Origin of the sequence: Nannocystis bainbridge, from assembly GCF_028368995.1 — a bacterium.
Classification (GTDB): Bacteria; Myxococcota_A; Polyangia; order Nannocystales; family Nannocystaceae; genus Nannocystis; species Nannocystis bainbridge.
In genome coordinates this window covers 1,073,214-1,084,003 of the sequence record NZ_JAQNDL010000001.1, presented here as the reverse complement: position 1 = coordinate 1,084,003, position 10,790 = coordinate 1,073,214, and the positions used below count along the sequence as shown (strand labels likewise).

The window sequence follows — 10,790 nt, the reverse complement described above, 5'->3', positions numbered from 1 at the left end:
CAGTGGATGCGTTGGCCTCTCGGGTGCGGGCGTGCGGCGGCGTTGGCGACGGTGCTGGCGGTCACGGGCGTGGCCGGCTGCAGCAAGTCGAACGAGCAGGCGGCCGCGCAGGCACTGGCAGATGCCGGCGTGCAGGAGCTGCTGCGCAAGATCCCGGCCGACACGCCGTACGCGTTCATCAGCTTCGGCGGCTCGGCGCGGCAGATGATCGAGAAGGTCTACGCGAGCGTCAGCCCGCTCATGGAGCGCGTCGGGCCGATGATCGAGCAGATGCCGACGGACGACGAGTGGGCCCCGCTGGCCAAGGCGATCTTCGCCGAGTTCCGCGCGGTGGTGAAGGAAGGCGGCATCGATCGCACCGGCATCGACGTCGACGGCAAGGCGGCGCTGTACGGCATCGGCGTGCTGCCGGCGATGCGCGTGTCGCTGAAGGACCCGCAGGCATTCCGCGACCTGCTGGGTCGGGTCCAGACCGCCGGCAACGTGACGATCCCGGTGTGCAAGCTCGGCGACGCCGACTACTGGTGCGGCACCGCCGGCGAGTTCAAGATCGCGGCGGCGATCGTCAGCGGCGAGCTGGTGATGGGCGTCGCGCCGGCGGCGATGGCCGACCGGGTGTTCGAGCTGCTGTTCGGCAAGACGGCGCCGGAGCGGTCGCTGGCCGACTCGCCCAAGCTGCGCGACCTGCTGACGACGTACCAGCTCGGCAAGCACAACGCCGGCTACATCGACGCGCGGGTGATCGTCGAGGGGTTCCTCGGCGAGGGCGACCCGCTCAACAAAGAGATCCTGGCGGCCCTGTCGCCGAAGCTGGTCGAGAAGTGGCCGCAGCTGACCCAGGTGTGCAAGGACGAGGTCCGCGGGCTCGCCGGGGTCGCGCCGATGCTGGTGTTCGGCACCGAGGCGATGGACGCGAGCGGCTTCACGGCCAAGTTCGCGGTCGAGCTGCGCTCCGACCTGGCGCAGGAGATCAAGGCGCTGCGCGCGTCGGTGCCGGGGCTGTCGAAGGAGGTCCGCGGCGAGGCGATGTTCGCCATGGGCGGCGGCATCGACGTCGGCAAGACGATCGAGATGACGCTGCGCAAGGGCGCCGAGGTGACGAAGGCGCCGTATCAGTGCCCGGAGCTGGCGGAGCTCAACCAGATGGCGGCCAAGATCGGGCAGGACACGTCGTCGATCCCGAAGTGGGTGCCGGGGCTGCGCGGCGGCAGCCTGGTGCTGACCGACATCAAGATGTCGGGCTTCCTGCCGTCGTCGATCACGGCTCACGCGGTGCTGGCGGCGAGCGACCCGCGGGCGATCTACGAGGCGGTGCGCCCGGAGCTGCCGATGATCGCGGCCTACGAGTTCAGCGACGACGGCGCGGTCAAGACGCTGCCCGATAACACGATCCCGTTCGTCAACGGCATCGCCTACGGGGCCAAGGCCGGGACCGGCTTCGTGCTGGCGGTCGGGCCGGGCTCGGAGGCCACGGTCAGCAAGCTGCTGGCGGCGCCGGAGGTCAAGGATCCGCCGATGGCGCTGTTCGCCTACGACTTGGCCCGCATGATGGCGCAGCTCGAGCCGCTGCTCGGCATGGCGGGGCAACAGGAAGAGCTCAAGGCGCTCTTCGGCATGTACCAGGTGTTCGGTCCCTCGGGCTACGAGATGTACGCCGAGGACAGCGGGCTCGTGTTCACGGCAGGAATGACGCTACGCTGAGCGCGAGGTCGTTGGCCGCTTGCGTGCGCATGCAGGCGTCGCGCAGGCGGCCGACCACGACGTCGCCGTACCACGCGCCGTGGGCCGGGAGCTCGCGCTCGCGCAGGGCCTCGAGCAGGGCCGGCAGCTCGTAGACGCCGGCGCGCACCAGATCCTCGATCTCGCGCTCGGTCCTCTGCTCGTTGCGATCCTGCAGGACGCGGCGGATGGCGGCGCCGAGGTGCGGCAGGCGCTGGTCGTTGGCGGCCCGACGCAGGCGCAGGGCGATGCCGGCCGGGTCGTTGTCGCAGAAATCGAACCACAAGGCGGCGGCGAAGAACCGCAGCGACTCGGCGTTGCGGCGAGCGACGAAGGCGGCCTGCAGCTCGCTCGGGGTCAGCTCGGTCACCGCCCGGCTCAGCGGCACGATCGAACATGGCCCATCGGACATGTACGCCAGCAGCTCGACGAGCTGGAGCTGCTCCCACGGGTCGGGACCGAACCACAACACACGCTCGCAATCGGACGGCAGCTCCTCGGCCCGCTGGATCTCCGCGAGGTCCGTCTGCCAGAACGCCATGCGGAGGAACACGTGCCGGCCGCGCTCGCGCGAGACCGGTCCGACCGCGGCGCTGTCGCGCCAACCGAGCACTTCGCCTTCGAGGTCGATCTCGCGAGCGAACCCGGCGGCGCAGTCACCTGCATGGATGTGAAGGATCGGTAGCACGACCCGGTAATGGACCTGGTCCCGGGGGGGTGCAACTGGAGCGCGCCACTGTCGGCGCTCCGGTTTCCGATCGTCAGGGAGCGAGACCTCCAGCGTTCTGCGGGGCGACGCGTCCGTCTGTGCCGGTGATCGCCGGCACGCGGGGCTGGATAGGGCGCGAACGCGGCTGCAGGCGGCAAAGAGGCGAAAAACCCGGCCATGATGGATTCTTGATGGGCTGCGCAAAACCCGAAGCTCATCCGGGGGCACCTGGCGGCAGATCGGGGCCCTGGCGGCGTTTCGGCGTGGCGGCGCGCGACCCCGCCGTGGGGCCGGTTCTGGAGGCATGGGAGGGCTGAAGGATCCGCGTACGGAGCGCCGGGTGGGGCGGCGTCACTGTCGCGATGGACGTGTCCTATCAGACATGGTCTTCGTGACAGCCCTGCCGAACGTTCGCGCGCGGAGGTGCGAACGCGAATTGCTCCACCGGCCCGGCCGGGACCGCGACGAGGGGAGGGAGACGGCCGCGGAACGGCCCGGCGCGCGAGCTGGCGCGGGTGAGCGCTCGCAAGGGGCGAGCCACAGGGCGAGTCGGCGGGCCGTGCTCGCGGTCGAGGCCGGCAGCGCGGTTGGTGGTTCGCGCGTGGACCAGCGGGCTCGACAGGGGCGGTGGCAGATCTGCGGGACCCGGGCCGGCCCCGGGGCTCGACGGTCGCGCTCGCTGGGCGCGTATGGCCCGCCGGGTCGCGCCGCGATCTACTCGGCGAGCGTGGCCACCACGGTGTGCGCGCCGGGGCCGAGCTTGAGGCGCAGGGTGCCGCCGAGGTCGCTGCCGTGGAACCAGCCGTCGGGGGCGGCGTCGAGCGCAGGGGCGTCGGGGTGTTGGCTCAGCGGGGCGTCGTCGACGGTGACGGCGGCGATCGGCGGGAGCGCGTGGATCTCGAGGTCGAAGCCGCTGGTGAACACCGCGCCGGGGCTGACCTCGAGGTGCAGCGCGGCCTTGCCGAGGCGCTGGTGCAGAGCTGTCCCATCGTACAGGTCGAAGCGGCTGCCGAGCGGGCCGGGGGCGATGCGGGCGTGGAGGATCCCGGGGTCGCCGACGAACGAGTCGACGTCGGCCGCGGTGGCCTCCGCGAGCGTGTCGATGGTCGGGCGCAGCATCGGCACGATCCCGCCGACCCGCAGGAACAGCGGCAGGGTGGCCAGCGGGGCGGCGACGGTGACCTCCTGGTCGCCCTGCAGGACCTCGCCGGTCCACCAGTCGAGCCAGGCACCGGGCGGCAGGGACAGCTTGCGCGAGGTGGCGCCGCGAGCGACGACGGGCGCGACGAGCAGGTTGTTGCCGAGCAGATAGGCGTCGGACGGGTGGACGCCGAGCTCGGGGAAGGCGAGGCCGAGCGGGCGCTGGAGCGGGCGGCCGCCGGTGGCCAGCGCCTGCGCGTGCGTCCACACGTACGGGAACAGGCGCAGGTGCAGCCGCGCGTATTGGCGGTACCAGGCCAGGCTCTCGTCGTCGAGGCCGTTGGCCGGGGTGAACTCCCACGGCACGTCGGACGAGCCGGTGCCGACCTGCATGACCGGGGTGAGCGCGGTGTACTGGAACCAGCGGACGAAGGTCTCGCGATCGGGCGGCGCGTGGCGATAGCCGCCGGTGTCGGAGGCGAAGAAGGGGAAGCCGCTGGGGCCGAGGCTGAGCGAGGCGGTGAGGGCCGCTGGCAAGCCGCCGACCGCCACGTACGTGTCGCCGTCGTCGTCGACCTGCTCGCGGTGCGCGGCCATGTTGGCGTCGAGGTCGCCGGGCCAGATCACGCTGACGTTCTGCTGATCGCCGTAGGTGCCGGCGCGGCACAGCAGGAAGCCGCCGGCCTCGGGCAGCAGCTCGGCGTAGGCGCGGTGGTAGAGCAGCTGGTAGAGCTTGTGCATGGTCCGCTCGCTGCTGCCGTCGGCGAATTGCCAGACCGTGCGCGCGCCGCCGAGGCCGACCGTGATGTCCTCGGCGTAGTCGAGCTTGAAGCCGTCGATCCCGTGGTCGGTGTATTCGCGGATGTGGTCCTGCCACCATTCGAACGCGTCGGGATTGGTGAGATCGAGCGGCTCACCCCAATCGGAGGTGATGAGGCCGACCTCGGGCGGGAAGAAATCATTGGCCTCGGCCTCGTCGCGCATGGCGGCGGCGGCCGGGACGTCGTCGACGTAGGGCACGTGCCACAGCGCGAGCCGCAGGCCGAGGTCGTGGATCTTGCCGATCATCGCCTGCGGGGCGGGGAACTGGGTCGCGTGCCAGTCGAACACCCCGACGGCGCTCTGGTAGGGGCGATCGATCCAGATCGCCGAGGTCGCCAGGTCGAGCTCGCGGATGGTGGCGATGTCTTCCTCGACCTGGGCCTGGTCGTCGTTCTCGTCGCGCCAGATCCACGGGCCCAGCGCCCACGGGGCCGGCAGCTTCGGCGCGCCGGTGGTGGCGTAGTAGTGGCGCGTGACGTCGAGCGGGTGGTCGGCGGCGTAGAGGTGAAAGACCAGGCCGGCGGCGGTGTCGGGGCCGGTGCCGAAGGTCGCCTCGACGCGGTCGGCGGCGGCGGCGGCGACGTCGAACACCGCGGCGTGCGGGTCGGCGACGAACATGCCCCAGCCGCGCGTGCCGGTGACGAACGGGACCGGCACGTGGGCCTCGTTGTACTGGCTCTCGATCTGGGGGTCGTACTCGAGCTGCATCGCCCGCACGCGCCCGCGGTGCTCGGCGGCGTCGAAGTACTCGCCGAGGCCATAAAAGCCCTCGCCCGGGTCGACGACGGGGCGCAGGCGCATGTACGCGAGGGCCGGTCCGCCGGGCTCGGGGATCAGGCTGGCGGCGAACCGCCCGGGGGCGGCCTCGGTGACGGTCAGGCGCGCGTGCAGATCTGTCCCGAAGGACAGGCGCACGTCGACCGCGGCGTCGCTGGCGAGCTCCTCGGCGGCGGTGACGGTGCGCCAGGCGTCGGGCGCCAGGAACACCGGGTCGTACGACGAGTCGTCGTCGAGGGCCGCGACCACGCCGAGCTGGAAGCCGTCGGCCGGGAAGCGCAGCAGGACGTCGCCGCCGCGGATCAGGCGCAGCTCGAGCTCGGACCACTCGACGGTGACCGGCTGTTCGGGCTCGCTTTCGGTCTCCTCCTCCCAGGCGGTGGTCCCGCTGGTGGTCGGCGCGGCCTCCGAGGTCGCGCTGGCGGCGGTGGTCGTATCGGTGTCGCTGTCGGTGGCGCCGGCGTCGTCGGCCGGTTCATCGCCGCAGGCGACGGCGCAGGCGAGCGCGAGGAGCGGGAGCGGCGAGGGACGGAGGGCGCGGCGCTGCGGCATGCGTGGCGATGATCGCAGGATGGCGGTGAGTCCGGCTCGCTGTCCACCGCGATCGTGCGTCGGCGGGCCGTGGCGATTTCGGCCCGTGGGGGCTGGCACAGGGGGATGCGCGGCCGGTTGTCGGCGCGACGCGGCGGGTCATCCTGATCGATGGCCCCTGGCCCGGAGGATCGCATGTTCGTCGCGTCTCGTCGCTCCGTGATCGCGCTCGTGTGCGCCGCGTCGTGCCTGGTGCCGCTGCCCGCCGCGGCCGCCCCGAAGCAGCCGCGGCGACCTGCTGTCGCCCGGGCGGAGCCGATCGATCCGGTCGCGGTGGCGGCCGGCGAGCGCGACGCGCTGATCGCCAGGATCGGCGAGCTCGAGGCCATCCAGGGCGTCGAGCACTGCGCCCGCTGGCTCAGCGGCCAGGCCTGGGACACGCAAGATCCGTGGATTCATCTCATGGCCGCCAGGACATGGCTCAAAGTACAGACCTCGACCGCCAGCCTCGATCGCGCGGCCTTCCACGCCCGCGAGGCCGTCGCCCTGGCCGACGCGTCGCCGGTGCCGCGGATCGCCGCGGCCGACGTCGCGCGGGTCCACGCCGAGTCGGCGTCGCTGCAGCGGTCGGTGACGCAGCGGCGGGCGGAGATCCGGCGCGCTCGCGCCGATCGCCGCGCGGGCGACCGCCAGATCCGCCGCGGTCGGCGTGAGCTCGTCGCGGGCGGGGCGATGATGGTCGTGGCGGCGCTGGGCGGCGGGCTCGCGCTCGGCGGGGCGAGCTCCAAGCGGCGCTTCGACGAGGCGATCGCGCCGGTGTTGGCGGCCGGGTTGCCGGTCGACCTCGCGCCGCTGCGCGCGCTCGACGTCGAGGGCGACCGCATGCTGATCGCGGGCGCGGTGCTGGCGGCCATCGGCGTGGCCGCGGGTGTGCCGCTGCTGGTGCTCGGCGGCCGCGATGTCCGCCTCGGTCGCCGGCTGCGCGGGGGCCTGTCGCTGCAGCCGGGTCTGGGCAGCCTGAGCCTCGTCGGTCGGTTCGGCGCGCGTTGAGGCTACACTGGCGGCGATGCGCTCCGCTCCGCTGCGCCTGATGCTGTTCGACCGCACCTGCACCGGCAAGCGCCTGCGGCCGGGCCTGTCGCACGCGTGGGGGGCCGGCGCGCACCTGTACCGCGGGCTGTCGCGGTTCGACGCGGCGCACGGGGTGACCTGCTGGGAGGACGGGCTCGAGTGGTTGGCCACGACCCACCCCGGGCGCGAGATCGCCGAGATCCAGTACTGGGGGCACGGCCACTGGGGCGAGCTGTTCGTCGATCGCAAGGGGTTGACCGCCGACGCGCTGCTGCCGACGCACCCGCTGCACGTCAAGCTCGCGGCGATCCGCGAGCGCATGGTGCCCGATCACCTGTGGTGGTTTCGCACCTGCGAGGCGTTCGGGGCGGCGCGCGGGCAGGAGTTCGCGCGCCGCTTCACCGATTTCTTCGGCGGGCGCGCGGCCGGGCACACGTACATCATCGGCGTGTGGCAGAGCGGGCTGCACAGCCTGCGCGCCGGCGAGGTGCCGGGCTGGTCGACGCAGGAGGGCCTGTCCCGAGGGACAGCCGACACTCCGGTCGAGGCGCTGTGGTCGCGGCGGCGCGAGCCGAACACGATCCATTTCTTGAACGGCAAGATCCCCGACGGATACTGACATTCGCGGGCGATGGCCCCAGGCCGGCCGCCGCCGCGCAGGTCCGCGCGCAGGTCAGGTCACGCGGCTCGCGCGGCGCGGGGCGGCCGGAGGTGTCACAATGCGCGGGTGTTCGACCTCGGGACCTTCCTCGACTGGTTCGTGGTGTTGGTGTTCGCCCACGCCGCCGTCACGCTGGTGACGGTGGCGCTCGGTCGCGCGGCCGAGCGGGCGCCGAGCAGCAAGCGGATCCAGGGCGACCCCGTGCCGGACGGCCAGGTCGAGCGGGAGATCCGGGCCAACATCCGCTTCTGCTTGTTGATCCCGCTGGCGCTGGCGCTGGCGCTGCAGGGGCGGTGGATCGTCTGGGGGCCCGACACGATCGGCTGGGCGGTCGCCAGCTTCTTTTTGTGCAGCGTCGTATTCGACGTCTACTTCTACGGCTTGCACCGGCTGCTGCACACCCGGGCGATGATGCGGTTTCACCGGCACCACCATCTGTCGCGGGTGACGAGCCCGTGGAGCGCCCAGTCGGTGTCGACGGTCGAGGCGCTGGGGTGGGCGCTCGGCTACGTCGGCGTTCCATGGCTCTTGGGACATGTCGCACCGGTCAGCCTGATCGGCTACCTCGTGTACCTGTTCTACAACGTGTTCGGCAACGTCATCGGCCACGCCAACGTCGAGCTCGGGCCGCCGGCGCTGACGCGCAGCCCTGCGGTGTGGCTGGCGCACCCGTACACGTTCCACGCGCTGCACCACGCGCGCTTCACGGGGCACTTCGGGTTCGGCTCGACCTTCATGGACCGGCTGGCCGGGACCGAGTGGCCCGACTGGGTGCCCGCGTACGAGCGGGTGATGGCGGGCGAGCCGCTGCGCCAGCACGGGAAGACCGAGCCGCGCGCCTGAGGAACGGTGGTAGCCTGGTGGGGTGAACCCACGACGATCTTTCTACGTGTGCGCGCTGGCGCTCGCCGGCTGCCCCGACGGCGGCTCGGACACGACGGCCACCGGGAGCACCGGCGGGCCGACCAGCACCGGCGCCGAGACCGAGACCGGGCCGACCACGGGCGGCTCCACCATGACCTCGGGGCCAGGTACTTCGGGACCTGTCCCGACGACCAGCACCGGCGACGAGCCGACGACCGGCGAGCCGACGACCTCGACCGGCGACACCGACACCGACACCACCGGCGAGCCCGGCGAGCTGGCGCCGAACTGGGCGCTGGTCGACGTGAACCCCGAGTCGGCGACCTACGAGCAGACGCGGGCCCGCAGCGACTACGCGGGCCAGGTGTCCGGCTGGTACTTCGCGCACGCGACTTGAGGCTATTGCCGTAGCCAGTTCGGCTACCTGAATGACCTGCAGATCGAGCTCGACGGCGAGTTCCCGGCCCTGGGGATCGCGCTGCTGGGAGTGAACGGGATCGGCTACGAGTCGGCGATCCCGCAAATGGCCGGGGGACGGAAGATCCCGCTGCTGCAAGACGTGGCCGAGGTCGACGCGTGGACCCAGTGGGAGGTGGTCTATCGCGATGTCATCATCCTCGACCGCGACGGCGCGCCGGTCGGCGTGTTCAACCTGACCGAGCACGACCTGTCGATGATGGGCGAGTACGCGGCGCTCAAGGGCCTGCTGCTCGACGTGGCGATGATGTGACGAGAGGACATGTCCGTGTGGACATGTCCTTCGGGCCATGGGCTCGGGGACATGCCCTTCGGGGCATGTCCTCGCGGCCATGCTTCAGTTCGCCGTCTCGCGCAGGGCCTTCTGCCACGGGGCGATCTCGAGCTTGAAGCGCTCGAGCGAGGTGCCCTTGAGCGGGGCGCCGACCACGGCGGGGCGGCGGTCGCCGCCGGCGGCCAGCAGCAGCGGGTCGAGCACGCTGGCCTCGCCGTTGTCCTCGCGCCACAGCTCGAGGCGGACGCGGTCGGTCGCGGTCTTGCCGGAGTGGCCGGCGAGGCCGACGAGCTGGGCCTGGCGGACCGGCTGGCCCGGGCGCAGATCGCCGAGCGTGCGCGAGAGGTGGGCGTAGCGGGCCACGGTGCCGTCCTCGTAGGCGAGCTCGAGCACCAGGCCGGCGTCGCCTTGCTCGCCGAGCGAGCGGACCACGCCGTCGCCGAGCGCGACCACGGGCGCGCCCTCGGGGCGGCGGTAGAGCGCGCCGGCGCGGCCGGCCACGACCTCGACGGACGGCGGCATCATCGCCCGCGCGCCGGAGTGCAGCGCGTGGAAGGCCAGCGGCGAGCGCAGCAGGGTGCGGCGCACCGGCTTGCCCTCGGCGTCGAAGTAGGCCGCCTGACCGCCGCCGGTCTGGAAGCGGAACGAGAGGAAGCGGCCGGCCTCGCCGCGGAAGCGCACCGCCAGCAGGCTGCCGTAGCGGTGGAACTGCTTGCCGAGGAAGCGGCGCTCGATGACGAGGTCGATGCGGTCGCGCGGGCGGGCGTCGGCGACCAGGTCGACCTCGAACGCCAGCGCCGCGGCGATCCGGTCGGCGAGCTCCGGCCGCTCGCCGGCCCCGACCACGGCGGCGCGCAGATCGGCGTCGGCCCCGAGCTCGAGGTGGACCGCGACCACGTCGCTGACGGGCGGGTGCTGGATCGCCCGGACCGTGATGCCGCTCTGGCCGCCGGCGCGACAGGCCTGCAGCAGGCGGCCCTCGGCTTGCTCGATCTCCACCGCGAGGATCGCGCCGTGGCGGTCGGTGGCGAAGCGCAGCGGGGCACCTGTCCCGGCGACCAGGCCGAGGTCGATGGTGGGGCGTAGGGCCGCCTCGAGCGCGTCGATCTCGGCCGCGGCGACGCCGAGCTCGAGCAGCGCGAGGCGCAGGGTCCGGCCCTTGTCGAGCGTGGTGGCCTGGTGGATCTGGTCGTGCAGGCCCTCGAAGATGCGCACCGGGTCGCTGCCGCAGGCGGTCTCGGGCGGCTCGGCGAAGGCGCCGAGCGGGCCGTGGCCGCGGTCGTCGTGCTCGACGATCGCGGCGGCCCGCGGGGCCCCGAGCTCGAGCACGCTGGTGCCTTCACGCCACACGAACACGTAGAGGTTGACCACCGCCAGCAGCATCAGCAGCGCGACGGTCCGGTTGCGGGTCTTCCGCTCGACCGGGTCGACGTAGGCCCGCGCGGCCTTTTGCCGCTGCTCCTCGGTCATCCGGCGGTTGCGGGTCATCCGCGTCGCCGGCCGGCTGGAGGTCTGCAGGCCGAGCCACGCGCGCAGACCCTCGGTCCGGCGAGTGGTCTTGCGCCGGCCCGTGGCCATCCGGCGGTTCTTGCTGCTGGGCACCTGGGCGGCGCTATCAGATCGGGCGCCGCGGGGGCAACAATTCGGGGAATTCAGGGGCCTAGGAGCCCGCCTACGGGCTCGCGCGGGCTGAATAACTGTGCAGTTGGCGCCGGTCGCGAGCGGGCCTTTGACTTCCACGAGGC

Annotated in this window: 8 protein-coding genes and 1 pseudogene; 6 read left to right on the top strand and 3 right to left on the bottom strand. The window is 72.5% G+C overall.

The features are described from left to right. Nucleotides 1-6: 6 nt before the first annotated feature. Nucleotides 7-1,701 carry a hypothetical protein gene (locus POL25_RS04345; protein WP_272084559.1) on the top strand — a complete coding sequence of 565 codons (1,695 nt, stop codon included), beginning with the start codon at nucleotides 7-9 and terminating at the stop codon, nucleotides 1,699-1,701. On the opposite strand, the gene POL25_RS04340 is transcribed toward POL25_RS04345, so the two are convergent. Together POL25_RS04340 and POL25_RS04335 are read right to left on the bottom strand one after the other, a co-directional pair. Beyond that, nucleotides 1,676-2,407 carry a hypothetical protein gene (locus POL25_RS04340; RefSeq protein ID WP_272084558.1) on the bottom strand — a complete coding sequence of 244 codons (732 nt, stop codon included), beginning with the start codon at nucleotides 2,405-2,407 and terminating at the stop codon, nucleotides 1,676-1,678. The genes POL25_RS04345 and POL25_RS04340 overlap by 26 nt on opposite strands. A gap of 735 nt (nucleotides 2,408-3,142) precedes the next feature. Next, entirely contained in the window at nucleotides 3,143-5,719 is a 2,577-nt protein-coding gene (locus POL25_RS04335) for a TIM-barrel domain-containing protein (RefSeq protein WP_272084557.1), read from the bottom strand. Between the two features lie 174 nt (nucleotides 5,720-5,893). Between POL25_RS04335 and POL25_RS04330 the strand changes: the two genes are divergently transcribed. The 5 genes and pseudogenes from POL25_RS04330 to POL25_RS04310 form a co-directional block, all read left to right on the top strand. Beyond that, the gene (locus tag POL25_RS04330) at nucleotides 5,894-6,748 is read left to right on the top strand and encodes a hypothetical protein (RefSeq protein WP_272084556.1); all 855 of its coding nucleotides are present in this window, start codon (nucleotides 5,894-5,896) and stop codon (nucleotides 6,746-6,748) included. A gap of 16 nt (nucleotides 6,749-6,764) precedes the next feature. Beyond that, nucleotides 6,765-7,388: a hypothetical protein gene (locus POL25_RS04325; RefSeq protein ID WP_272084555.1), complete on the top strand. Its 624-nt coding sequence runs from the start codon at nucleotides 6,765-6,767 to the stop codon at nucleotides 7,386-7,388. 108 nt (nucleotides 7,389-7,496) lie between these two features. Next, entirely contained in the window at nucleotides 7,497-8,273 is a 777-nt protein-coding gene (locus tag POL25_RS04320; RefSeq protein ID WP_272084554.1) for a sterol desaturase family protein, read from the top strand. Between the two features lie 22 nt (nucleotides 8,274-8,295). Then, the gene (locus tag POL25_RS04315) at nucleotides 8,296-8,691 is read left to right on the top strand and encodes a hypothetical protein (protein ID WP_272084553.1); all 396 of its coding nucleotides are present in this window, start codon (nucleotides 8,296-8,298) and stop codon (nucleotides 8,689-8,691) included. 12 nt (nucleotides 8,692-8,703) lie between these two features. Continuing rightward, nucleotides 8,704-9,024 (top strand): annotated as a pseudogene (locus POL25_RS04310) (TUGYCR motif thioredoxin fold (seleno)protein); the annotation flags it as partial. Between the two features lie 84 nt (nucleotides 9,025-9,108). Here the strand turns inward: POL25_RS04310 and POL25_RS44145 are convergent. Further along, nucleotides 9,109-10,647, bottom strand: a complete 1,539-nt coding sequence (locus POL25_RS44145; protein WP_272084551.1) for a M23 family metallopeptidase — start codon at nucleotides 10,645-10,647, stop codon at nucleotides 9,109-9,111. Between the last annotated feature and the right edge of the window lie 143 nt (nucleotides 10,648-10,790).

Excerpts from the sequence above, each read along its gene's own strand:
- POL25_RS04345 (WP_272084559.1), top strand. The coding sequence starts at position 7 with ATGCGTTGGCCTCTCGGGTGCGGGCGTGCGGCGGCGTTGGCGACGGTG.
- POL25_RS04335 (WP_272084557.1), bottom strand. The coding sequence starts at position 5,719 with ATGCCGCAGCGCCGCGCCCTCCGTCCCTCGCCGCTCCCGCTCCTCGCG.
- POL25_RS04330 (WP_272084556.1), top strand. The coding sequence starts at position 5,894 with ATGTTCGTCGCGTCTCGTCGCTCCGTGATCGCGCTCGTGTGCGCCGCG.
- POL25_RS04325 (WP_272084555.1), top strand. The coding sequence starts at position 6,765 with ATGCGCTCCGCTCCGCTGCGCCTGATGCTGTTCGACCGCACCTGCACC.